Consider the following 23252-nt stretch of genomic DNA (forward strand, 5'->3'; position numbering starts at 1 on the left):
ATCAAACCGAGGCCGTGCGCCCGTCCTTCGCGGAGGCGTCGAGTCGCTGCAGCGCCGCGACGACGACGGAGCGATCGGTCGTGCGCCACAGCGGCGGCAGCGACGAGGCCAGGAAGCCGCCGTAGCGCGCCGTGACCAGCCGGGGGTCCAGCACGGCCACGACGCCGCGGTCCGTGGCCCGCCGGATCAGCCGTCCCGCCCCCTGTGCCATCAGCAGCGCGGCGTGCTGGGCAGCGACCTGCATGAAGCCGTTGCCGCCGCGCTTCTCGACGAGGCGCTGGCGCGCGCTCATGAGCGGGTCGTCGGGCCGCGGGAACGGGATCCGGTCGATGATCACGAGCGTGCACGTGTCGCCCGGCAGGTCGACGCCCTGCCACAGGCTGAGCGTGCCGAACAGGCACGTGCTGGGCTCCTCGGCGAACCGGCGCGCCAGCTCGGGCAGCTGCGCGTCGCCCTGGCACCACACGTCGAGGCCGGGCAGCGAGGCGCGGACGTACTCGGCGGCACGCTCGGCCGCGCGGCGCGACGAGAACAGCCCGAGCGTGCGACCGCCGGCCGCCTTCACGAGCGCCGTGATCTCGCCGAGCTGCTCGGCCTCGAGTCCGTCGCGCCCGGGCGCGGGGAGGTTCTTCGCGACGTAGAGGATCCCCTGCTTGGCGTAGTCGAACGGCGAGCCGACGTCGAGGCCCGTCCACTCGGTGCCCGCGTGGTCAAGCCCCAGCGAGGCCGCGACGGGGCCGAACGAGCCGCCGAGCGTCAGCGTGGCGCTGGTCAGCACGACGGTCTTCTCGCCGAACAGCTTCGCCCGCAGGGCGCCGGAGACGTCGATCGGCGCGATGCGCAGGTGCAGTCCGCTGCGGCCGTCGCCGAGCCACAGCACCTCGGTCTCGCGGCCCGCGGCCATGCGCTCGGCGACGAGCCGGATGTCCTCGACGGTGCTGCGCGCCTGCTGCCGGCCGGGGTCGGCCTCCTCGCCCTTCTCCTTCGAGAACGCCGAGAAGCACGCCCGGGCCGTGTCGCGCACGAGTCCCAGCGCGCCCGCGAGCGCCGGGCCGATCGCGTCGATGCGGCCGGGCTGGACGTGCGTGAGCGCGTCGGCGAGCGCGTCGGCCGCGTCGCCCAGGTCGTCCGCCGCTCCCCCGTCGTCGAGGTAGGGGCGTGCGCGGCGCGCGGCACGCTCGATGAGGCCGGGATCCAGCTCGTCGGTCGACGCCTGCGTCACCCGCGCGGCCAGCTCGTGCGCCTCGTCGACGACGACGGCGTCGAACTCGGGCAGCATCGGCACGCCCTCGATCGCGTCGATCGCCAGCATCGCGTGATTGGTGACGACGACGTGGGCGCGGGCGGCGTCCTCCTTGGCCCGCTCGGCGAAGCACTCGGCCGCGTACTCGCAGCGGTTGGCGCCCAGGCACTCGCGGGACGTGACGCTGACCTGGCGCCACGCGCGGTCGCCGTGCGTCGGCGCGGCGTCGCGGTCGCCACCGTGGCCGCCCTCGGCCTGCTCCTCGGCCCACTCGCGCAGCTTCACGACCTCGGCGCCGAGCGAGCCCTCGGGCACCTCGACGAGCACGCCCTGGTCGTCGGGCGCGCCCTGGCGGACCCGGTGCAGGCAGGCGTAGTTGGCCCGGCCCTTGAGGACAGCGTGGCGCGGCACCGTGGACATCGTGCTGCGGGCCGCCTCCTTGAGGGCGGGGATGTCGCGCTCGACGAGCTGGTGCTGCAGGTTCAGGGTGGCCGTCGCGACGACGACGCGCTCGTGGTGCAGCAGCGCGGGCACGAGGTAGCCCAGCGACTTGCCGGTGCCGGTGCCGGCCTGCACCAGCAGGTGCCGCTCCTCGCGCAGGGCCTCGGCGACCGCCTCGGCCATCGCGACCTGGCCCGGCCGCTCGGCCCCGCCGACCGCCTCGACGGCGGCACTCAGGACGTCACGGACACCGGGGTTGGAGGGCACGGCAGAACGCTACCCGCCGGACGGTCGTGGACCGGCATCGATCCACAGCCGCAGGTCAGGACTGGCGCGCGAACGGAGCCAGCTCACCGGCCAGCCGGCCGTGCACGCGGGCCACGAGGCGCGTGCCCTCGGCCTCGTGCTCGAGGACCTCGATGTCACCGTGCAGGTGGACCTGGTTGACCAGGTCGCCTCGCGAGTACGGCACGACGACGTCCACCAGGACCTCCGGGACGGGCAGGTCGGCCTCGATCGCACCGAGCAGCTCGTCGATGCCCTCGCCCGTGCGGGCGCTCACGACGACCGAGTGCGGCTCGCGCGCCAGCAGCGTCTTGAGCACGAGCGGGTCCGCCTCGTCGGCCTTGTTGATGACGACGATCTCGGGCACCTCGACCGCACCGACCTCGGCGAAGACCTGCCGGACGGCGGTGATCTGGCCCTCCGGGTCGGGGTGCGAGCCGTCCACGACGTGCAGGATCAGGTCGGCGTCGGCGACCTCCTCCAGCGTGGAGCGGAAGGCCTCGACCAGCTGGTGCGGCAGGTGGCGCACGAACCCGACCGTGTCCGAGAGCGTGTACACGCGCCCGTCCGAGGTCTCGGCGCGGCGTGTGGTCGGGTCGAGGGTCGCGAAGAGCGCGTTCTCGACCAGCACGCCCGCGCCCGTCAGCCGGTTGAGCAGGCTCGACTTGCCCGCGTTCGTGTAGCCGGCGATCGCGACGGCGGGGATCTGGTGGCGGCGGCGCTCGGCCTTCTTCGTCTCGCGCGTGCCGGCCAGCTCCTTGAGCTCGCGGCGCAGCTTGGCCATCTTGGCCTGGATGCGGCGGCGGTCGGTCTCGAGCTTCGTCTCACCGGGACCTCGGCCACCGATGCCCTCGCCGCCGGCCGCGCGGCCGCCGGCCTGCCGGGACAGGTTGCCGCCCCAGCCGCGCAGGCGCTGGGTCTGGTACTGCAGCTGGGCCAGCTCGACCTGCGCCTTGCCCTCGGCGCTCTTCGCATGCTGGGCGAAGATGTCCAGGATCAGCGCGACGCGGTCGACGACCTTGACCTTGACCCGGTCCTCGAGGTTGCGCATCTGGCTCGGTGCGAGCTCCCCGTCGCAGATGACCGTGTCGGCGCCGGTGGCGCGCACCGCCTCGCGGAGCTCGTCGACCTTGCCCCGGCCGATGAACGTGGCCGGGTCGGGCTTCTGGCGTCGCTGGATGAGCGCGTCGAGCACCTCGGAGCCGGCGGTCTCGGCGAGCGCCTTGAGCTCGGTCAGCGAGTTCTCGGCGTCCTCGACCGTGCCCTCGGTCCACACGCCGACCAGGACGACGCGCTCGAGCCGCAGCTGGCGGTACTCGACCTCGGTGATGTCCTCGAGCTCGGTGGACAGGCCCGCGACGCGGCGCAGCGAGGACCGGTCCTGCAGGTCCATCTGGCCCGTGTCGAGGTCCTCGACCTCGTCGGTCTCGGTGCTGGTCTGCTGGTCGTTCATGCGTACCACTCCAGGGTGCCGCCGGCGACGATGACGGCCGGTCCGGTCAGCACGGTTCGATCGGGCGAGACGGTGATGTGCAGGGTGCCGCCGGGGACGTCGACGCGGTACGTCGCGTCGGTGGCGCCGTCGGCGCGTGCGGCGGCGATCGCGGTGGCGCAGGCGCCGGTGCCGCACGAGCGGGTCTCGCCGGAGCCGCGCTCGTGGACGCGCATCGCGACGTGACGGTCGGCGACGCGCTGGACGAACTCGATGTTGACGCCGTCGGGGTAGACGGCCTCGTCGAAGCCCGGCTGCTGCAGGAGCGTGCCTGCGTCGGCGACGTCGTCGACGAACGCGACGGCGTGCGGGTTGCCCGTGTGCACCTCGAGGGCCTCCCAGGCGCGGCCGTCGGCCGACACCTTGGTGTGCGTGCCCGTGGTCCAGGCGCCCATGTCGACGGCGATCTCGTCGCCCTCGACCCGCAGCAGCTTGTCCCCGTCGCGCGTGGCGACGGGGAACGCGGGACCCTCGACGAGACCCTGGTCGAGCAGGTGGCGGGCGAAGACGCGCACGCCGTTGCCGCACATCTCGCTGATCGACCCGTCGGCGTTGCGGTAGTCCATGAACCACTCGGCGGGCGAGTCGATCCCCGCCGCGGAGGACCGGATCACGCGCATGACGCCGTCGGCGCCCAGGCCGCGACGGCGGTCGCACAGCGCGGCGACGAACGCCGCGTCGAGGTCACCGTGGACGGTGCCGTGGTGGTCGGGCAGCAGCACGAAGTCGTTCTCGGTGCCATGCCCCTTGAACCACGCGAATGTCATGTCCTCCAGCCTACGGTGCTTCCACGAGTGCCACCGCCCGCTGCACCAGCGCGGGATCGTCGAAGGCGAGCCAGCGGATCCGCGGGTCCTTGCGCATCATGCGGTCCTGGCGCCGGGCGAACCGTCGCGTGCCGCTCTTGGTCTCCTCGCGCGCCTCGTCCTCGGTGAGCTCGCCGGCCAGGAACGCCAGCACCTGCTGATAGCCCAGGGCCCGTGACGCGGTGGGCGAGCCGGCGAGCCCGGGCAGGCCGCGGACCTCCTCGACGAGGCCGTCGGCCCACATCCGGTCGACCCGCTCGTCGATGCGCGCGTCGAGGACGTCACGGGGAACGTCGAGGCCGATCATCACGACGCGCGGGTAGATCGCGACGGGTGGCGGCATCGTCGCGACGAAGGGCCGGCCGGTCAGCTCGACGACCTCCAGCGCCCGCACGAGGCGGCGTCCGTTCGTGGGCAGGATCGCGGCCGCGGCCTCGGGGTCGCGCCGCGCCAGCTCGGCGTGCAGGGCCTCGGGACCGACCTCGTCGAGCCGTGCGGCCCATCGCGCCCGCACCGCCGGGTCGGTCCCGGGGAAGTCGAGCGGGTCGAGCACGGCGCGCACGTAGAGCGAGGAGCCCCCGACGAGGATCGGCACCCGCCCGCGCCCGTCGATGTCCGCGATCGCGGCGCGGGCCTCGCGCTGGAACTCCGCGACGCTGGCCTCCTGTGCGGGGTCCAGCACGTCGAGCAGGTGGTGCGGGACGCCCCCGCGCTCCTCGGGCGTGGCCTTCGCGCTGCCCACGTCCATGCCGCGGTAGAGCTGCACGGAGTCGGCGTTGACGATCTCTCCCCCGACGGCCCGCGCCAGCTCGACCGACAGCCGCGTCTTGCCCGACGCGGTCGGGCCCACGATGACGACGACGGGACGCGAGGAGCTCATGGGGACCAGTCTTTCAGGGCCGACCGGCCCGACCCGCAGTAGCGTGACGGACGGGGACCGACGCGCGGCCCCGGCACGAGAGAGGGACGGTCATGGGCTTTCTGGACAGGCTGAAGGGCAAGGACTCCGCCGAGATGGTCGATCGCGCCCGGGAGCAGGTCGCGGAGCAACACGAGGACATCGGGACGGCGATCGACCGCGTGGCCGAGCTCGCCGACCAGGCCACCGACGGCAAGCACACCGAGCGGATCGAGGAGGCCGCGGCGAAGCTCAAGGAGGCCGCCGACCGCCTCGAGGACGACCGGAGGCCCTGAGCCGCCGCCGGCCGTGACGTTCCCCGGGGCGCCTACGGCGAATCGGCCCCGGAGACGTCACGCTCAGCCCTGTCCCGGCCCTTGCGGCGCGCCCACACGAAGTAGGCCAGGGCGAGGGCGAAGACGACGACCGAGGTCCAGATGTTCAGCCGGAACGGGCCGATGAGGTTCGCGTCGTCGATGCGCAGCGCCTCGATCCAGACGCGCCCGGCCGTGTAGAGCATCACGTACAGCGCGAAGACGCGGCCGTGCGTGAGCTTGAGTCGCCGGTCCAGCCAGACCAGCAGCGCGGCGGCGGCGAGGTTCCACAGCAGCTCGTACAGGAACGTCGGGTGGAAGGTGGCGAACTGCTCGTAGCCGTCGGGGCGGAACCGCGGCGCGATCTCCAGTCCCCACGGCTGCGTCGTGGGCTTGCCGAAGAGCTCCTGATTGAAGTAGTTGCCCAGCCGGCCGACGGCCTGGGCGACGAGCAGGCCTGGCGCGAGTGCGTCGGCCATCGTCAGGAAGTCGATGTCGTACCGCTTGCACGCGATCCACGCGCCGACGCCGCCGAGGGCGATGGCGCCCCAGATGCCCAGGCCGCCCTCCCAGATCTTGACGATGTCGAGCGGGTCGCGGCCCTCGCCGAAGTACAGCTCGGGCGTCGTGATCACGTGGTAGAGCCGGCCGCCGATGATGCCGAACGGGATGGCCCACACGGCGATGTCGCCGATGGCGCCCGCGCGGCCGCCGCGGGCCACGAAGCGGCGCTCGCCGATCCAGATGGCGGCGACGGCGCCGGCGATGATGCACAGCGCGTAGGCGCGCAGCGGCAGTGGTCCCAGGTGCCACACGGACTCCGCGGGCGACGGGATGAACGTGGCGACGTCCATGTCAGTCCCGCTCGACGCCGGCGCGCAGGTCGGCCGCGAGGTCGCGCAGCGACGCGAGGGCGCTGTCCTCGTCGGGCTGGTCGAGCAGGCAGCGCACGAGCGCCGAGCCGACGATGACGGCGTCCGCGAACTCGGCGATCTCGTGGGCCTGCGCGCCGTTGCTGACGCCGAGGCCCACCCCGACGGGCTTGTCGGTGACCTTGCGCAGCCGGCCCACCAGCTCGGGGGCGAGGCTGCTGGTCTGCTCACGCTGGCCCGTGACGCCCATGACGGCCGTGGCGTAGATGAAGCCGCTCGCGGCCTGCGCGGTCATCGCGAGCCGGTCCTCGGTGGACGACGGCGACACGAGGTAGATGCGGTCGAGGCCGTGCGCGCGCGAGGCGCGGTCCCAGTCGGCGCCCTCGTCGGGGATGAGGTCGGGCGTGATGAGGCCCGCTCCCCCGGCGGCGGCGAGGTCGGCCGCGAACCGGTCGACGCCACGGCGCTCGACGGGGTTCCAGTAGGTCATCACGACCGTGGGCGCACCCGTGGCGGCGGAGGCCTCGACGACGCGGAACACGTCGTCGACCTTCGTCCCGATCGTCAGCGCGGCCTCGGCCGCGGCCTGGATCGTGGGGCCGTCCATGACGGGGTCGCTGTACGGCAGGCCGACCTCGACCAGGTCCACACCGCCCTCGACCATGGCCTCGATCGCGCGGATCGAGGCGTCGACCGTGGGAAAGCCGGCGGGCAGGTAGCCCACCAGCGCGGCCCGGTTCTCGGCGCGGGTGCGCTCGAACAGCTCGTCGATCGCGCTCATCCGTCGGTCTCCGCCTGCTCGTTCTCGTCGATGAGGCCGAAGTACTTCGCGGCCGTGTGCACGTCCTTGTCGCCGCGACCCGAGAGGTTGACCAGGATCGTGGCGTCGGGGCCCATCTCCCTGGCCAGCTCGACGGCGCCGGCCAGCGCGTGCGAGGACTCGATGGCCGGGATGATGCCCTCGGTCTTGCACAGCAGGTCGAACGCGGCCATCGCCTGGGCGTCGGTGGCCGGCCGGTACTCGGCGCGGCCCGTGTCGGCCAGGTACGCGTGCTCGGGCCCCACGCCCGGGTAGTCGAGGCCGGCGCTGATCGAGTGCGACTCGATCGTCTGGCCGTCCTCGTCCTGCAGCAGGAACGAGCGCGCGCCGTGCAGCACGCCGACCTCGCCCGCCGTGATCGTGGCCGCGTGGCGGCCGGTCTCGAAGCCGTCGCCGCCGGCCTCGATGCCGACGAGGCGCACGCCGGAGTCCGGGACGAACGCCGTGAACAGGCCGATCGCGTTGGAGCCGCCGCCCACGCACGCGACGGCGGCGTCGGGCAGCCGGCCCGTGAGCTCGAGCACCTGCGCGCGGGCCTCGTCGCCGATGCCGCGGGTCAGCTCGCGCACCATCGTGGGGAACGGGTGCGGGCCGGCCGCCGTGCCGAACAGGTAGTGCGTCGTGTCGACCGTGGTGACCCAGTCGCGCAGCGCCTCGTTGATGGCGTCCTTGAGCGTGGCGCTCCCGGTCGTGACGGGGATGACCTCGGCGCCCAGCATCCGCATGCGGGCGACGTTGAGCGCCTGGCGCTCGGTGTCGACCTGGCCCATGTAGACGGTGCACTCGAGGTCGAGGTACGCACACGCGGTGGCCGAGGCGACGCCGTGCTGGCCGGCGCCGGTCTCGGCGATGCAGCGCGGCTTGCCGATGCGCTTCGCGAGCAGCGCCTGGCCGATCACGTTGCGGATCTTGTGCGCGCCGGTGTGGTTGAGGTCCTCGCGCTTGAGCAGGATGCGCGCGCCGACGGCCTCGGAGAAGCGGTGCGCCTCGTACAGCGGGCTCGGCACGTTGGCGTACTCGCGCAGCATGCGGTCGAGCTCGCTCGTGAACGCGGGGTCGGCCTGGGCCGCCTCCCACTCGCGGGTGATCTCGTCGAGCGGGGCGATGAGCGCCTCGGGCATGAACCGGCCGCCGAAGCGACCGAAGTGGCCGGGGCCGTCGGGAAGTGCCGTACGACCGGAGAGTTCAGTCATGTGGGGTCCTGAGGGGTGGGAGCGATGGGAGCGGGCGGTCAGCTCGGCTGCCATCGTTGCGCCAGCGCGGGGTGCGACCCCGCCGCCACGAGGTCGGCGACCGTGGAGCGCGGGTCGTCGCCCTTGACGAGCGTCTCGCCGACGAGCACGACGTTCGCGCCGAAGCGCGCGTACTCGATGACGTCGTGGGGTCCGCGGACGCCGGACTCGGCGACGCGCACGACGGAGTCGGGGATCTTCGGCGCGAGGCGCTCGAAGGTCTGCCGGTCGACCTCGAGGGTCTTGAGGTTGCGGGCGTTGACGCCGATGAGGTCGGCGTCGGCGGCGAGCGCCCGCTTGACCTCCTCCTCGTCGTGCACCTCGACCAAAGGCGTGAGGCCGATCGAGCGGGCACGGTCGATGAGCGCCTCGAGCACGTTCTGCTCGAGCGCGGCGACGATCAGCAGCGCCATGTCGGCACCCGCGGCCCGGGCCTCCCACAGCTGGTAGGAGGTGGTGATGAAGTCCTTGCGCAGCACCGGCACGTCGACCTGGGCGCGCACGCTCCTGAGGTCCTCGAGCGTGCCGCCGAAGCGACGGCGCTCGGTCAGCACGCTGATGGCGGACGCGCCACCGGCGGCGTAGTCGACGGCCAGGGCGGCGGGGTCCTTGATGTCGGCCAGGGCGCCCTTGCTGGGGCTCGCGCGCTTGACCTCGGCGATCACCGAGACGCCCTCGGAGCGGAACGCGGGCATCGGATCGAGGGACGGCGGCTGCTTGGCCGCCTGCTCCTTGAGCTGGTCCAGGCTGACGCGGGACTGGCGCTCGGCCAGGTCCTGCGCGACACCGCTGAGGATGTCGTCGAGAACGCTCATCGCACTCCCCTTTCCCCCGGACGAACTCGTGAACGAACGCCTACCAGCCTAGACCCCGCGACCGGGCGCGTTCGCACATGCCCCGTTTCTCGGACCGTTCCGGGCGTGACGCGTGGACGCCGGCCTCCCTATGCTCGGCCCATGACGACCCCCGAGCCGCCCCCGGGCCCCGATCCGCAGGAGCCGCAGGGCCTCGTGCCGCCGCCCTCCTACCCGCCGCCCGGCGGAGCGTCCTACCCGCCGCCCGCGGGTGGGGGCGCCCAGCCGCCGTCGTACCCGCCGCCGCCCGGCGGGTCCGGCTCGTGGCCGCCGCCTCCCCCGCCGCCCGGACCGGGGTACCAGCCGCCGTTCAGCGCGGCGGACGCGATCGGCTACGGCTGGAGCCGGTTCACCGCGAACCTGGGCCAGTGGCTGCTCGCCGGCCTGCTGATCTTCGCCGTGTCGGTCGCCTTCGCCGGCGTGAGCTTCTCGTTCGACTCCGGCCCGGTGCCGTCCGACGACGTCGCCCTGGCGGCCGGGTTCGGCTTCGCGAACCTCGTGCTCAACCTGGTCTCCACGATCGTCACGTACATCATCACCGCGGTGCTCTACCGCGGCGCCTTGGACGAGTGCGAGGGCCGGCCCTTCTCGCTCGGCGACACGTTCTCGCGGATCCCGCTGGTGAACGTCATCGTCACCTCGCTGCTCGTGGGCATCGGCGTGACGATCGGCCTGGTGCTGTGCATCCTGCCGGGCGTCGTGTTCGCGTTCCTGTCGTACTTCGCGCTCATGTTCGTGGTCGACCGGAACCTGTCGCCCGTCGACGCGATCAGGGCGAGCTTCACGCTCGTCTCGTCGAACGTCGGCAACGCGCTGCTGCTGGCGCTGCTGTCGTTCCTGCTGATCCTCGTCGGCTTCTGCCTGTGCGGCCTGGGCCTGTTCGTGGCCTACCCGGTCACGACGATCGCCGCGGCGTACGCCTACAAGCGGTTCCAGGGCCAGCCGGTCGCCTGATGCGCGGTGGCGTGGCCGCGTCCGTCAGGGCGCGAGCCACGCCCCCCACGGGGTCAGCCGGACGACCCAGAAGGCCCCCACCAGCACGCCGGCGACCACGACGGTGCGCGAGGACCAGGTCAGGAACCGGGCGTCGACGCCGCGGGCCCGCCGAGCCGTCCACACGGCCCAGGCCGTGACGAGCACGACCACGAGGGAGACGGCGAAGAGATTGCTCCCCGCGGCGGCGGTGAGCTCGCCCTCGGTGAGCAGGTGCACGGCGCGCAGGCCGCCGCAGCCGGGGCACGGCACGCCGGTGAGGCGCAGGAACGGGCAGAACCCGTAGGCGCCCTGCTCGTGCGGGTCGCGCACGTGGAGCAGGGCCAGGCCGGCGAGTCCGCCGGCGGCGGCCAGCGCGGGGCCGCGCAGGAGCCGGCCGCGCGAGGCGGCCGGCGCGGTGACGGGAACCGTCAGTGCTCGCCCTTGACGCGCGAGGCGCCCAGCCCGGCGACCGAGAGGATCTTGCCCAGCGGCAGCGCACCGACGGCCAGGACGCAGCCGATCGTGAAGACGACCCAGTTCGGCTCGGGGATCAGGCCGATTCCGCCGACGAGGAAGCCGGCGAGGCTGACGAGGACGGCGGTCCAGGCGGCCGGCGACGATCCGTGCGACATGGGGGCACTCCTAGTGATGCTGCGGGGGCGGGGTCGAGCACAGCCTACTCGGTGCTCAGATCGTCGGGTCCACGCCGTCGTCCATCGCCTTCCACAGGTCGCTGGACTCGGGCTCGCGGGCCGCCGGCGTCTCGTACTTGCGGCCCATCGTGGCCCATCGCGGGCCCTGCCACGCGACGAGCGCACCCACCAGCAGGGCCGCCGCGAAGGCGACGACGGACAGCGGCTGGGCGATCGACGCGTCCCACGCGACGCGGGTGCCCGAGACGGCCGCCTCGTCGATGGCCCGGGCGCGTGCCGTGGCCTGGTCGGCGGTGGCGGCCAGCGCGATGCCGACCGCCGCGGCGACCACGACGAGGACGCCGATGACCCGGCGCAGGCGGGGCCCGGCGGCGATGACGCCGGCCGCGGCGGCCATGACGAGGACGGCCAGGCCGACGGCGCCGGGCACGACGTCGGAGCCGGAGACCGCCAGGTCCACCTCGGGCAGGCCGGGCGCCGACACGGCGGCGGTGCTCCAGGCCGCCCGCAGCGCCCACAGCGCACCGCCGCCCGTGGCCAGCAGTGCCAGGACGGCGGGTCCGAGCAGGTTGCGCCTCACGCCAGCCGGTCCTCGTCGAAGCACGTCGTGGCGCCGGTGTGGCAGGCCGCGCCGACCTGGTCGACGACGACGAGCAGCGTGTCGCCGTCGCAGTCGAGGCGGACCTCACGGACGTGCTGGGTGTGGCCGGACGTCTCGCCCTTGACCCAGTACTCCTGGCGGCTGCGGCTCCAGAACGTGCCCCGCCGCGTGGTCAGCGTGCGGTGCAGGGCCTCGTCGTCCATCCAGCCCATCATGAGGACGGCGCGCGACGTCGCGTCCTGCACGACGGCGGGCACCAGGCCGGCCTCGTTGCGCTTGAGCCGGGCGGCGATGGCGGGGTCGAGAGAGCTCACCGGGCCATTCTCGCAGGGCGCGGAAGCACTCAGCCGAGCGACGCCTGCGCCACCCAGGACGCGTGCAGCCGCGCGTAGACGCCGTCGGCCTTGACGAGGTCGTCGTGGTGCCCGTCCTCGACGAGGCGGCCCTGGTCGAACACGAGGACGCGGTCGGCGTTCTCGGCCGTGGAGAGGCGATGCGCGATCGTGACGCTCGTGCGGCCCTGCAGCAGCCGGTCGAGAGCCCGCGTGGCGCGCAGCTCGGTCTGCGGGTCGACGGCGCTGGTGGCCTCGTCGAGCACGAGGAACGCCGGGTCGGCCAGCGCGGACCGCACGAGGGCGACCAGCTGGCGCTCCCCCGCCGACAGCGACTCGCCCCGCTGGCCCACGCGGGTCTGCAGGCCGCGCGGCAGCGTCGCGAACCAGTCGGCCAGGCCGAGCCGCTCGATCGCGCCGAGCAGCTCCTCGTCCGTCGCGTCGCGGCGGCCGTACCGCAGGTTCTCGGCGAGCGTCGCGTCGAACAGGAAGCCCTCCTGCGGCACCATCAGCACGTGCCGGCGCAGGTCCTCGAACGCGACCTGCGCGATGTCGACGCCGCCCAGCTCGACGCGGCCCTCGACGGGGTCCATGAGGCGCGTCAGCAGCTTCGCGAACGTCGTCTTGCCCGAGCCGGTCTCGCCCACGACCGCGACGCGCTGGCGCGGGTCGATCGTGACGTCGACGTCGGCCAGGACCGTGGGACCGCCGGGGTACGCGAACGAGACGTGGTCGAACCGCGCGTCGAGGTCGCCCTCGGGCAGCGGCTGCCCGGCCGGCCCCGGGTCGACGACGTCGGCCGGGGTGTCGAGCAGGTCGAGCACGCGGCGCCACGACGAGATCGCGTTCTGCGCCTCGGAGATGACCTGCGTGGCCATCTGGGCCGGACCCGTGAACAGGCCCACGAGGAACACGAACGCCACGACGGTGCCGATCGTCAGCTCGCCCGCGACGCCCAGCCAGACGCCGATCGCGAGCACGGCCGCGTTGGCGATGCCGCCGACGAGGATCGCCGCGGAGAACGCCCCCGCCGTGATCGTCTGGGCGCGGATGTTGTTGCGGTAGTTCGCGCTGACGGCCGCGTCGACGCGCTGCTGCGTGCGCTCCTCGATGCCGTGGCTGCGCACGACCGACGCGGCGACGACGGGCTCGGCGATGACGGCCAGCATCTCGCCGACGCTGGCGCGGACCTTGTCGTACGCGCGCGACATCGCGCCGGCCAGCCAGCGCAGGCTCAGCGCGAGCGGCACGAAGCTGATCAGCACGACGAGCGTCAGCTGCCACGACAGGAACAGCATGACGAGCGTCGCGACGATCATCTGGCCGACGCTGACGATCATCATGATCCCGGTGAACTGCAGGAACTGGCTGATCTGGTCGACGTCGGAGGTCACCCGCGAGACGAGCGCGCCGCGACGCTGGGTGTTCTGGGTGAGCATCGACAGGTCGTGCACGTGGCGGAACGCGTCGACGCGCAGATTCGCCAGTCCGCGCTCGCTCGCGGTGAAGATGCGCACCTTGGACCAGTAGCCGGTGACGGCGATCGCGACCATGAGCAGCGCGGCGATCACGACGTAGCGCGTGACGAGCGACAGGTCGACGCCGTCGGCCGTGAAGCCGTCGTCGAGCGCGGCGCGGACCACGACGGGCACGACGGAGCCGCCCGCCGTGCTCAGCAGCGCCAGCACGAGGGTCAGCCAGATGCCCTCGGTGATCTCGGGGTTGCGGCGCATGCCGCGGGCCAGGACGGCGAGGCCGCCCGCGCGCTGCTCACTCATGGTCGACCTCCTCGCGGGCCTGGTCGTACGCGTCGACGAGGTTGCGGTAGGCGGCCGACAGCGCGCGCAGCTCGGCGTCGGTGCCGCGGTCGGCGACCCGGCCCTGGTCGAGCAGGACGACCTCGTCGGCCAGCGCGATCGTCGCCTTGCGGTAGGCGACCACGATCGTGGTGGGCGAGCCGTCGCGGTCGGCGAGCGCGCGCAGGATGCGCTGCTCGACCTCGGGATCGAGGGCGCTGGTGGCGTCGTCCATGACGAGCACGCGCGGATCGCGCACGAGCGCCCGCGCGAGCGCGAGCCGCTGGCGCTGGCCGCCGGACAGCGACGTGCCGCGCTCCCCCAGCTGGGTGTCGAGGCCGTTCGGCAGCGCCGCGACGAAGCGATCGGCCTGGACGATGCGCAGCACCTCCCAGACCCGCTCGTCGGGGACGTCGAGGTCGAGCACGACATTGGCGCGCACGGTGTCGTCGAACAGGAACGTGGCCTGCGGGACGAGCGCGACGGCGCGCGTCAGGGCGCGCTGGGACAGGTCGCGCGCGTCGACGCCGCCGATCCGGACGGCACCCGCGTCGGGGTCGACCAGGCGGGTGACGAGGGAGGTCAGGGTGCTCTTGCCGCTGCCCGTGCCGCCGACGATCGCCGTGACCGTGCCGGCGGGGACGGTGAACCCGATGTCGCGCAGGGCCGCCGTGTCCGGCTCGTCGGGGTGCGCGTAGTCCAGGTCCTCGACCTCGAGCGGGACGGGGCCGGCGCCCGGGACGGTGGCGGTGCCGTAGTCCATCGCCTCGTCCTCGTCGAGCACGCGCGAGACCCGGTCCCAGCCCACGACGGCGCGCGGCAGCTCGCCCAGGACCCAGCCGAAGGAGCGGATCTGCATCCCGATGACGGTGAACAGGTAGGCGACCTGGACGACGTCGCCCGCGTCGGCGCCGCCCTCGCCGACGCGCCACGCGCCGAGCAGCAGGACCGCGAGGACGGCGAGGTTCGGCAGCGCCTCGATGACGGGATCGAAGATCGCCCGCACGCGGCCGATGCCGATCGCGGCGTCGCGCAGCCGCTCGCTCGCGGCGCGGAAGCGCGCGGTCTCGTCGGCCTCGCGGCCGAGGGACTTCACGACGAGCGCGCCGTCGAAGGACTCGTGCGCGACGGTGGAGACGTCGCCGCGCAGGCTCTGCGCGAGGGCGATGCGCGGCCCCTGCCAGCGCTGGTAGATCGCGTTGGCGACGAACAGCAGCGGGATGACGACCAGTCCGACGAGCGTCAGGACCGGGTCGGCGGCCAGCATCGTGCCGATCGCGGCGACGAGCATCGCGATCGTGCCGAGCGCCATCGGCAGCGGCATGAAGACCGACCACGTGGCCTCGACGTCGGCGTTGGCGTTGCTCAGCAGCTGTCCCGCCGGGTGACGGTGGTGCCAGCGCAGCGGCAGCTGCAGGTAGCGGCGCGTCACGCGCAGGCGGTCGTCGCGCACGAGGCGGTAGAACACGACGCCGCCGAGCAGCCGGCGGCCGATGACGCCGATCGTGCGCAGCACGGCGGCCAGCACGAACAGGCCGACGCCGGTCGCCAGGGCCGACCGGGTGACCTCCCCCGCCTCGAAGGACGGGGTGATGACGTGGTCGGTGGCCCAGCCGAGCACCCAGGCGTCGGCGACCGTCATGACGCCGAACAGCAGCGAGGCCAGCGCGGCCCACGTGAACATGAGGCGCTGGCGCAGGATGCCGCGGCCCATGACCGCGAACCCGCGGCGCGTGAGCCGCGCGGTGTCGTTCCCGCCGAGGGAGTCCAGGGCGGTGGTCACCGGACCACGTGACCTGCCGCTCGCAGCGTCTCCTTCACCGCGGAGATCGTGAGCGTGCCGAAGTGAAAGACGCTCGCGGCCAGGACCGCGTCGGCGCCGGCGTCGACCGCCGGCGGGAAGTGCTCGAGCCGGCCCGCGCCGCCGCTGGCGATGAGCGGCACGTCGGTGACCTGCCGGACCGCGCGGATCATCTCGAGGTCGAACCCGGCCTGCGTGCCGTCGGCGTCCATGGAGTTGAGCAGGATCTCGCCCGCGCCGAGCTCACTGGCGCGGCGCACCCACTCGACGGCGTCGATGCCGGCCGAGCGCCGGCCACCGTGGGTGGTCACCTCGAACCCGCTGGGCTGATCGTCTGCACGTCGAGCGTCAACGCTCAGCACGAGCACCTGATTCCCGAAGCGGCGGGCGATCTCGGCGATGACCTCGGGCCGCGCGATCGCGGCGGTGTTGATGCCGACCTTGTCGGCGCCCGCGCGCAGCAGCCGGTCGACGTCGTCGACGGTGCGGACGCCGCCGCCGACCGTGAGCGGGATGAAGACCTGCTCGGCGGTGCGGCCGACGATGTCGAACGTCGTGGAGCGGTCGCTGCTGGAGGCGGTGATGTCGAGGAAGGTCAGCTCGTCGGCGCCCTCGGCGTCGTAGACGCGGGCCATCTCGACCGGGTCGCCCGCGTCGCGCAGGTCGACGAAGTTGACGCCCTTGACGACGCGGCCACCGTCCACGTCCAGACACGGAATGACACGGACGGCTAGGCTCACGGCCATGAGCGTAGCCCGTGCGTCCCACCGTCGATCGAGCCGCCTCGGCGTGCTGGCCGTGGCGGCGACGCTGGCCCTCACGGGGTGCTCGGACTCCCCCGACGAGACACCGGTCGCGACGGCCTCCACCGCCTCGTCGGCCACGCCCTCGGCCACCACCGAGCCCACCCCGACGAGCGAGCCGACGGCGCTGCCCTCCATCGAACAGCTCGTCGTCGCGCCCGGCCGCATCGGTCCCGTCCGCGTGGGCATGACGCGCGACGAGGCGCTCGACACCGGCCCGTTCGACGAGGACGTGCCCGTCGGCGGCGAGGAGTGCGGCCGCGCCGAGCCGCTCGGCTGGAAGCCCGACTACGCCTCCTCGCTCGACGTGCTGACGAAGGAGGACGGCACGGTCGTCTCCCTCGGCGTGCGCGGCGAGCAGCCCCGGACGGCGGACGGCCTGGGCGTCGGCAGCACGCTGCGCCAGGTCTCGGCCGTCTACGAGACCGCCGAGATGACCGAGGCCGGATACGGCCAGACCGGCGTCTTCGTCACCGAGGGCGACGCGTGGCTGGGCTTCCTGTTCGACGAGAACGTCGACGCGATCGACAGCCGGAGCAAGGTCACGATGCTCGAGGTCACCTCGGGCACGCGCCCCGACCTCATGCGCGACGGCTGCTGAGGCCTACTCCGCGACCGCGGCGAGCGCCTCGGGCAGCGTGAACGCGCCCGCGTAGAGCGCCTTGCCCACGATCGCGCCCTCGACGCCGATGCCGGTCAGGGACGCGATGGCCCGCAGGTCGTCCAGGCTCGAGACGCCGCCGGAGGCCACGACGGGCTTGTCGGTGACCTCGCACACCCGGCGCAGCAGGTCCAGGTTGGGACCGCTGAGCGTGCCGTCCTTCGTGACGTCGGTGACGACGTAGCGCGCACAGCCGTCGGCGTCGAGTCGAGCCAGGGTCTCGAACAGGTCGCCGCCCTCCTTGACCCAGCCGCGCGCGGCGAGCGTGCGACCGCGGACGTCGAGGCCCACCGCGACGCGGTCGCCGTAGCGCGCGATCGCCGAGCGGCACCAGTCCGGGTCCTCGATGGCCGCCGTGCCGAGGTTGACCCGGCGGCAGCCCGTGGCCATCGCCGCGTCGAGCGACTCGTCGTCGCGGATGCCGCCCGAGAGCTCCACCTTGATGTCCAGCCGGCCGATGACCTCGGCGAGCAGCTCGCGGTTGCTCCCCTTGCCGAACGCGGCGTCGAGGTCGACCAGGTGCACCCACTCGGCCCCGTCCTGCTGCCACTGCAGGGCGGCGTCGAGCGGGGAGCCGTACGAGGTCTCGCTGCCGAGCTCGCCCTGGACGAGGCGCACGGCCCGTCCCTCGGCGACGTCGACGGCGGGGAGGAGTTCGAGAGTCACCTCGCGATCGTATCGAGGCGCCTCCGTAGAGTTGTCGGGCCATGAGTGAACCCAGCGCCGACCTCGAGCCCGCCGACTCCACCGAGCCCACCGCGGTGACCCTGCCGCACACCCCCGCCGAGGACGTCCTCGGCGTCCTGACCGGCACGTGGCTCGCCTCGCTTGGCCTGCACCTGCTGCACGAGGCCCACGCCGTCACGGGCGGCACGGCGGGCCTGTCGCTGCTGCTGACGTACGCGCTCCCCGTCGCGCTGCCGCTCATGCTGGTGCTGGTCAACCTGCCGTTCTTCGCGCTGGCGGCGTGGAAGAAGGGCTGGCGCTTCACGTTCCGGTCGATCGTCGCCGTGGCGCTGCTGTCGGCGTTCACCTCGCTGCACGCGCAGATGATCCCCTCCCCCGAGCTCACGCCGGTCTACGGCGTGCTGACCGGCAACCTGCTCGCGGGCGTGGGCATCCTCATCCTGTTCCGCCACGGCTCGAGCCTCGGCGGCTTCAGCGTCCTCGCGCTCATCGCGCAGGAGCAGGCCGGGCTGCGGGCCGGCTACGTGCAGATGGCGCTCGACGTGCTGGTGGTCGTCGGCGCGCTGCTGGTCGTGCCGTGGGACAACGTGCTGCTGTCCGCGCTCGGCGCCGTGGTGCTCAACATCGTGCTGGCGTTCAACCACCGGCCCGAGCGGTACCGCGCCTGAGAAGCGCACCCAGCCCGGTGATCGAGTGCCGGCGAGCGCAGCGAGACGGTGTATCGAGATCACCTGCGAGGGCGGTGGTTTCGATACGCCGCTCGCTGCGCTCGCGAGCTACTCAACCACCGAGCGTGGCGATCCAGTTCTCGAGCAGCCGGCGGCCGGCGTCGCCCGACTTCTCGGGGTGGAACTGCGTGGCCCACAGCGGTCCGTGCTCGACGGCCGAGACGAAGCGGTCGCCGCCGTACTGCGTCCACGTGACGCCGGGCGCCTCGAACGGCGTGCCCTCGGCGTCGAGCTTCCAGTCGCGCACGCCGTAGGAGTGCACGAAGTAGAACCGCTCGTCCTCCAGGCCCGCGAACATGCGGCTGCCCTCGGGCGGCTCGACGGTGTTCCAGCCCATGTGCGGGACGATCGGCGCCTGCAGGTGCTCGACCGTGCCGGGCCACTCACCGCAGCCCGTGCTGCGGACGCCGTGCTCGATGCCCTCGGCGAACAGGATCTGCATGCCCACGCAGATGCCCAGGACGGGCCGGCTCGCGATGAGCCGGCGCTCGATGATCCGCTCGCCGTCGACCGCGCGCAGGCCCTGCATGCAGGCCTCGAACGCGCCGACCCCGGGGACGAGCAGTCCGTCGGCCTCGAGCGCGGTCGTCGCGTCGGAGGTCAGCACGACCTCGGCGCCGCGGGACTCGCCCGCCCGCTCGACCGCGCGCACGGCCGAGCGCAGGTTGCCCGAGCCGTAGTCGAGGACGGCGACCGTCGTCACAGGGCTCCCTTCGTGGACGGGATGCCCGTCTCACGCGGATCGGGCTCGATCGCCTGCCGCATGGCGCGGGCGAGCGCCTTGAACTGGCACTCGGCGATGTGGTGCGGGTCGCGGCCCGCGATCAGGTTCACGTGCATCGTGACCCCGGCGTGGTGCGCGATCGACTCGAAGACGTGCGACGTCAGCGAGCCGATGTACGAGCCGCCGATGATCGCGGTGATCTGGCGCTCGGGCTCGCCGGTGTGCACGAAGTACGGGCGTCCGGACACGTCGACGACGCACTGCGCGATGGCCTCGTCCAGCGGGACGAGGGCGTCGCCGTAGCGGCGGATGCCGGCCTTGTCGCCGAGCGCCTCGCGGATCGCCTGGCCGATGCAGATGGCCGTGTCCTCGACCGTGTGGTGCGCGTCGATGTGCAGGTCGCCCTCGGACCGGACCGTGAGGTCGATCAGCGAGTGGCGGCTGAACGCCGTGAGCATGTGGTCGTAGAAGCCGACGCCCGTGTTGATGTCGTGCGTGCCCGTGCCGTCGAGGTCGAGCTCGACGACGACGTGCGACTCCGAGGTCTTGCGCTCGATCCTGGCCGTGCGCGTGCCGGCGGCGTACTGGGTCATCGGGGGTCCACCTCCTGCAGGGCGTCGCGGAACGCCTGCATCTCGTCCGGGGTGCCGATCGACACCCGCAACCAGCCCGAGGGCCCGACCTCGCGGATCAGGACTCCTCGGTCGACCAAACCCTCCCACACGGCGTGCCGATCGGCGAAATGCCCGAACAGCACGAAATTGGCGTCGGAGGCGGCCACGTCGTACCCGCGCCCGGCGAGCCAGGCGGCGGTCTCGTCGCGCGTCGTGCGCAGCGCGTCGACCTGCGCGAGCAGCTCGTCGGTGTGCCGCAGCGCGCCCAGCGCGGTGGCCTGCGTCACGGCCGACAGGTGGTACGGCAGGCGCACGATGCGCAGCGCGTCCACGACGGCCGCGTCGGCCGCCAGGTAGCCGAGGCGTCCCCCGGCCAGCGCGAAGGCCTTGCTCATCGTGCGCGTGACGATGAGTCGCGGGTGGTCCGCCAGCAGCTCGAGGGCCGTGGGCGTGCCCGCGCGGCGGAACTCGGCGTAGGCCTCGTCGACCACGACCATGCCGGGCGCGACGTCCAGCACCGAGCGCAGCTCCTCGGGAGCCAGCGCCGTGCCCGTGGGGTTGTTCGGCGAGGTCAGGAAGACCACGTCGGGGCGCTCGGCCTCGACCAGCGCGACGGCCGCGTCGACGTCGATCGAGAAGTCCTCGGCGCGCTTGCCCGCCACCCAGCGGGTGTGGGTGTTGCGCGCGTACTCGGGGTACATCGAGTACGTCGGCGCGAACGACAGCACGGTGCGGCCGGGCCCGCCGAACGCCTGCAGGATCTGCTGCATGACCTCGTTGGAGCCGTTGGCGGCCCAGACGCGGTCGGCGGTCAGTCCGTGGCCGAGGTAGGCCGCGAGCGCCTCGCGCAGCGCCCACGCCTCGCGGTCGGGGTACCGGTTGAGCTCGAGCGCGGCCTCCTGCACGGCGGCGGCGATGTCGGCCGCCGCCTCCGGGCTGGGACCGTACGGGTTCTCGTTGGTGTTCAGGCGGACCGGGACGTCGATCTGCGGGGCGCCGTACGGCTCCTCGTCGCGCAGCTCGTCACGGATCGGCACCCACGCCGGGACGCTCATCGGGCGAGCCGCACCGAGACGGCCGCGCCGTGCGACGGCAGGTCCTCGGCCTCGGCCAGCGTCACGACCTTCGGGCCGACGTCGCGCAGGGCGGCGTCGGAGTAGGTCACGACGTGCATGTTCTTGACGAACGCGCGCACCGACAGGCCCGAGGAGTGGCACGCGCAGCCCGCGGTGGGCAGCACGTGGTTCGAGCCGGCGGCGTAGTCGCCCAGCGAGACGGGCGCGTACGCCCCGACGAACACCGCACCGGCGTTGACGATGCGGTCGGCGACGGCGGGTGCGTCGGCGGTCTGGATCTCGAGGTGCTCGGCGGCGTACGCGTTGGCGACGTCGACGGCCTGGTCGAGGTCGCGCACGAGGACGGTCGCGGACTGCGTGCCCGCGAGCGACGTGCCGATGCGCTCGGCGTGGCGCGCGGTCGGCACCTGGCGGGCGAGCTCGGCGTCGACCGCGTCGGCCAGCTCGAGCGAGTCCGTGATGAGGACGGCGGCGGCGAGCGGATCGTGCTCGGCCTGGCTGATGAGGTCGGCCGCGACGAACTCGGCGTCGGCGGTCGCGTCCGCGATGATCGCGATCTCGGTGGGACCGGCCTCGGCGTCGATCGCCACGACGCCCTGCAGGTGGCGCTTGGCGGCCGCGACGAAGATGTTGCCCGGACCGGTGACGAGGTTGACCGCCTCGTTCTCCTGCGTGCCGTACGCGAGCATCGCGAGGGCCTGCGCGCCACCGGCGGCGTAGACCTCGTCGATGCCCAGGCGCACGCACGCGGCCAGGATCGTCGGGTGCGGCAGGCCGCCGAACTCCGCCTGCGGCGGGCTGGCCAGGGCGATGCCGGGCACGCCCGCGACCTGCGCCGGAACGGCGTTCATGATGACGGTGCTGACGAGCGGCGCGAGGCCGCCGGGCACGTAGAGGCCCACGCGCTGCATCGGGACGATGCGCCGCTCCACCGTGGCGCCCGGCGCCACGTCGACCGAGACCGTGCGCTCGAGCTCGGCCTCGCACGTGGCGCGCAGGCGGGCGATCGACTCGTCGATCGCGGCCAGCACGGCGGGGTCGAGGTTGTCGAAGGCCTTCTGCATCTCGTCGGCCGGCACGCGCAGCCGCTCGGGGCGGACGCCGTCGAACCGCTCGCCGGCGTCGAGCACCGCGTCGGCCCCGCGCGTGCGCACGTCCTCGCAGATCGGGACGACGGCACGCAGCGCATGCTCGACGTCGACCTCGGCACGCGGGACCGCGTCGCGGTACCCTCCGGTCTGGTCACGAAGATCGAGTCGTCGAAGCACGGTCCAAGTCTAGGAGGCGGGTGCATGGCCTCCGCGTCGCCATGGCAGCAGCCGGTCACCGCCGGCGTCGTGACGGCCCTCGTGGGCTTCACGTCCTCGTTCGCGGTGGTGCTGGCCGGCCTGTGCGCCGCGGGCGCCACCGAGGACCAGGCCGAGAGCGGGCTGCTCGCGCTGACCGTCGGCTTCGGCGTCCTGGCCATCGTGCTGGGCCTCGTGCATCGCATCCCCGTCACGCTCGCCTGGTCCACTCCCGGCGCGGCGCTGCTGGTCTCGACCGGCCGGGTCGACGGCGGCTGGGCCGCGGCCGTCGGCGCGTTCGTCGTCACCGGCGTGCTGATCGCCGTGATCGGGCTCGTGCCCGTCCTGGGCCGGCTCGTCGCGCGGATCCCCACCGAGATCGCCCAGGGGATGCTGGCGGGGATCCTGCTGCAGCTGTGCCTCGCGCCGTTCGTCGCGCTGGCCGAGTCGCCGGCCTACGTCGCGCCGGTCCTCCTGGCGTGGCTGGCCGCGACCCGGTTCCGGCCGCGCTGGGCCGTGCCGTTCGCCCTGCTCGTCGCCGTCGTGGCGATCCTCGTCTCCGCGTGGCGGTCCGGTGCCGAGATCGACACGGCGCAGTTCGTCCCGACGCTGACGTGGACCACGCCGACGTTGACGTGGGCGGCCGTCGTCAGCATCGCGCTGCCGCTCACCGTCGTCACGATGGCGTCGCAGAACCTGCCGGGTGCGGCCGTGCTCCGGTCCTTCGGGTTCGAGGCGCCGTGGCGCTCGTCCGTCGTCACGACCGGGCTGGGCACCGCGGCGGTCGCGCCCTTCGGCGGGCACGCCATGAACCTCGCCGCCCTCTCCGCCGCGCTCGCCGCCGGGGACGAGGCCGGTCCCCGCGAGCGGCGCTGGATCGCCGGCGTCTCGTCGGGCGTCGCCTACCTCGTGATCGCCGGCTCGGCCGGCCTCGTCGTGACGCTCGCCGCCGTGGCACCGGCCGGGATCATCGAGGCGGTCGCCGGGCTCGCCCTCGTCGGCGCGCTCGTCGGCTCGCTCGAGGGGGCCTTCGCGCAGCCCCGTCACCGCACGAGCGCCGGCCTGACGTTCCTGCTTGCCGCCTCGGGCATCACGCTGTGGTCGGTCGGCGCCGCCTTCTGGGCCCTGCTGCTCGGCCTGGCCGTCCGCGCCACCCTCGAGCGCGCCCCCCGGCCCCCGACCCGCTGAGTTGCACGTTCGGCCCGCGACACGCCGGACGAAGGCGGCCGAACGTGAAACTCAGCGGGTCCGCACCCCG

The 23252-nt window shown here is 73.4% G+C and carries 25 protein-coding genes; 5 read left to right on the forward strand and 20 right to left on the reverse strand.

The genetic code is table 11. The annotated features are described in order from the left end of the window. Position 1: 1 nt before the first annotated feature. From AB3M81_RS05640 to miaA, 4 genes are read right to left on the reverse strand one after another with little or no spacing between them, the layout of a single operon-like run. Entirely contained in the window at positions 2-1951 is a 1950-nt protein-coding gene (locus tag AB3M81_RS05640) for an ATP-dependent DNA helicase (RefSeq protein WP_412902924.1), read from the reverse strand. Between the two features lie 55 nt (positions 1952-2006). After that, positions 2007-3362 (reverse strand): GTPase HflX, encoded by a 1356-nt coding sequence (gene hflX, locus AB3M81_RS05645; RefSeq protein ID WP_412903135.1) that lies wholly within the window; start codon positions 3360-3362, stop codon positions 2007-2009. 56 nt (positions 3363-3418) lie between these two features. Continuing rightward, on the reverse strand, positions 3419-4228 hold the full coding sequence (gene dapF / locus AB3M81_RS05650; RefSeq protein WP_412902925.1) for a diaminopimelate epimerase: 810 nt from the start codon (positions 4226-4228) through the stop codon (positions 3419-3421). A 10-nt stretch (positions 4229-4238) separates the two neighbouring features. Further along, positions 4239-5147, reverse strand: coding sequence for a tRNA (adenosine(37)-N6)-dimethylallyltransferase MiaA (miaA, locus tag AB3M81_RS05655; RefSeq protein ID WP_412902926.1), 909 nt, complete (start codon positions 5145-5147; stop codon positions 4239-4241). A gap of 92 nt (positions 5148-5239) precedes the next feature. Between miaA and AB3M81_RS05660 the strand changes: the two genes are divergently transcribed. Further along, on the forward strand, positions 5240-5461 hold the full coding sequence (locus AB3M81_RS05660; RefSeq protein WP_412902927.1) for an Rv0909 family putative TA system antitoxin: 222 nt from the start codon (positions 5240-5242) through the stop codon (positions 5459-5461). A 32-nt stretch (positions 5462-5493) separates the two neighbouring features. Here the strand turns inward: AB3M81_RS05660 and lgt are convergent, their stop codons facing one another. From lgt to trpC, 4 genes are read right to left on the reverse strand one after another with little or no spacing between them, the layout of a single operon-like run. Continuing rightward, entirely contained in the window at positions 5494-6333 is an 840-nt protein-coding gene (gene lgt, locus AB3M81_RS05665; RefSeq protein ID WP_412902928.1) for a prolipoprotein diacylglyceryl transferase, read from the reverse strand. Position 6334: 1 nt separating this feature from the next. Next, the gene (gene trpA, locus AB3M81_RS05670; protein ID WP_412902929.1) at positions 6335-7132 is read right to left on the reverse strand and encodes a tryptophan synthase subunit alpha; all 798 of its coding nucleotides are present in this window, start codon (positions 7130-7132) and stop codon (positions 6335-6337) included. Next, positions 7129-8364, reverse strand: coding sequence for a tryptophan synthase subunit beta (trpB, locus tag AB3M81_RS05675; RefSeq protein ID WP_412902930.1), 1236 nt, complete (start codon positions 8362-8364; stop codon positions 7129-7131). Before trpB ends, trpA begins: the two co-directional genes overlap by 4 nt. A 38-nt stretch (positions 8365-8402) precedes the next feature. Further along, complete coding sequence (trpC, locus tag AB3M81_RS05680) at positions 8403-9218, reverse strand: indole-3-glycerol phosphate synthase TrpC (protein WP_412902931.1); 816 nt, start codon at positions 9216-9218, stop codon at positions 8403-8405. 141 nt (positions 9219-9359) lie between these two features. Here trpC and AB3M81_RS05685 point away from each other — a divergent pair, with 141 nt between their 5' ends. Then, entirely contained in the window at positions 9360-10211 is an 852-nt protein-coding gene (locus AB3M81_RS05685; RefSeq protein ID WP_412902932.1) for a hypothetical protein, read from the forward strand. Positions 10212-10235: 24 nt separating this feature from the next. Here the strand turns inward: AB3M81_RS05685 and AB3M81_RS05690 are convergent, their stop codons facing one another. From AB3M81_RS05690 to hisF, 7 genes are all read right to left on the reverse strand, one after another. Continuing rightward, positions 10236-10562 carry a DUF2752 domain-containing protein gene (locus AB3M81_RS05690; RefSeq protein WP_412902933.1) on the reverse strand — a complete coding sequence of 109 codons (327 nt, stop codon included), beginning with the start codon at positions 10560-10562 and terminating at the stop codon, positions 10236-10238. 98 nt (positions 10563-10660) lie between these two features. Continuing rightward, positions 10661-10864 carry an HGxxPAAW family protein gene (locus tag AB3M81_RS05695; protein WP_412902934.1) on the reverse strand — a complete coding sequence of 68 codons (204 nt, stop codon included), beginning with the start codon at positions 10862-10864 and terminating at the stop codon, positions 10661-10663. A 55-nt stretch (positions 10865-10919) separates the two neighbouring features. Then, positions 10920-11465, reverse strand: coding sequence for a Trp biosynthesis-associated membrane protein (locus tag AB3M81_RS05700; RefSeq protein WP_412902935.1), 546 nt, complete (start codon positions 11463-11465; stop codon positions 10920-10922). Next, the gene (gene hisI, locus AB3M81_RS05705) at positions 11462-11800 is read right to left on the reverse strand and encodes a phosphoribosyl-AMP cyclohydrolase (RefSeq protein WP_412902936.1); all 339 of its coding nucleotides are present in this window, start codon (positions 11798-11800) and stop codon (positions 11462-11464) included. Before hisI ends, AB3M81_RS05700 begins: the two co-directional genes overlap by 4 nt. Before the next feature lie 29 nt (positions 11801-11829). Further along, entirely contained in the window at positions 11830-13596 is a 1767-nt protein-coding gene (locus tag AB3M81_RS05710; RefSeq protein WP_412902937.1) for an ABC transporter ATP-binding protein, read from the reverse strand. Then, complete coding sequence (locus AB3M81_RS05715; protein WP_412902938.1) at positions 13589-15397, reverse strand: ABC transporter ATP-binding protein; 1809 nt, start codon at positions 15395-15397, stop codon at positions 13589-13591. Before AB3M81_RS05715 ends, AB3M81_RS05710 begins: the two co-directional genes overlap by 8 nt. Next, entirely contained in the window at positions 15394-16155 is a 762-nt protein-coding gene (hisF, locus tag AB3M81_RS05720; protein ID WP_412902939.1) for an imidazole glycerol phosphate synthase subunit HisF, read from the reverse strand. The genes AB3M81_RS05715 and hisF overlap by 4 nt, the downstream gene beginning before the upstream one ends. Before the next feature lie 4 nt (positions 16156-16159). Here hisF and AB3M81_RS05725 point away from each other — a divergent pair, with 4 nt between their 5' ends. Next, positions 16160-16819: a hypothetical protein gene (locus AB3M81_RS05725; RefSeq protein ID WP_412902940.1), complete on the forward strand. Its 660-nt coding sequence runs from the start codon at positions 16160-16162 to the stop codon at positions 16817-16819. Between the two features lie 3 nt (positions 16820-16822). Here the strand turns inward: AB3M81_RS05725 and priA are convergent, their stop codons facing one another. Next, positions 16823-17545, reverse strand: a complete 723-nt coding sequence (gene priA / locus AB3M81_RS05730; RefSeq protein WP_412902941.1) for a bifunctional 1-(5-phosphoribosyl)-5-((5-phosphoribosylamino)methylideneamino)imidazole-4-carboxamide isomerase/phosphoribosylanthranilate isomerase PriA — start codon at positions 17543-17545, stop codon at positions 16823-16825. Positions 17546-17586: 41 nt separating this feature from the next. On the opposite strand from priA, the gene AB3M81_RS05735 reads away from it, so the two are divergent. After that, a complete protein-coding gene (locus tag AB3M81_RS05735; RefSeq protein WP_412902942.1) occupies positions 17587-18234 on the forward strand; it encodes a YitT family protein in 648 nt (215 codons plus the stop codon). Positions 18235-18346: 112 nt separating this feature from the next. Here the strand turns inward: AB3M81_RS05735 and hisH are convergent, their stop codons facing one another. Genes hisH through hisD form a run of 4 tightly spaced genes read right to left on the reverse strand, consistent with a single transcriptional unit; the run spans position 18347 to position 21976 of the window. Further along, positions 18347-18997, reverse strand: coding sequence for an imidazole glycerol phosphate synthase subunit HisH (hisH, locus tag AB3M81_RS05740; RefSeq protein ID WP_412902943.1), 651 nt, complete (start codon positions 18995-18997; stop codon positions 18347-18349). Beyond that, complete coding sequence (gene hisB / locus AB3M81_RS05745) at positions 18994-19611, reverse strand: imidazoleglycerol-phosphate dehydratase HisB (RefSeq protein WP_412902944.1); 618 nt, start codon at positions 19609-19611, stop codon at positions 18994-18996. Before hisB ends, hisH begins: the two co-directional genes overlap by 4 nt. After that, complete coding sequence (locus AB3M81_RS05750; protein ID WP_412902945.1) at positions 19608-20687, reverse strand: histidinol-phosphate transaminase; 1080 nt, start codon at positions 20685-20687, stop codon at positions 19608-19610. The genes hisB and AB3M81_RS05750 overlap by 4 nt, the downstream gene beginning before the upstream one ends. Next, entirely contained in the window at positions 20684-21976 is a 1293-nt protein-coding gene (hisD, locus tag AB3M81_RS05755; RefSeq protein WP_412902946.1) for a histidinol dehydrogenase, read from the reverse strand. The genes AB3M81_RS05750 and hisD overlap by 4 nt, the downstream gene beginning before the upstream one ends. 24 nt (positions 21977-22000) lie before the next feature. On the opposite strand from hisD, the gene AB3M81_RS05760 reads away from it, so the two are divergent. After that, positions 22001-23182, forward strand: coding sequence for a benzoate/H(+) symporter BenE family transporter (locus tag AB3M81_RS05760; RefSeq protein WP_412902947.1), 1182 nt, complete (start codon positions 22001-22003; stop codon positions 23180-23182). The last annotated feature ends 70 nt before the right edge of the window (positions 23183-23252 follow it).

It is taken from the genome of Aeromicrobium jepli (genome assembly GCF_047246605.1).
Lineage (GTDB): Bacteria > Actinomycetota > Actinomycetes > Propionibacteriales > Nocardioidaceae > Aeromicrobium.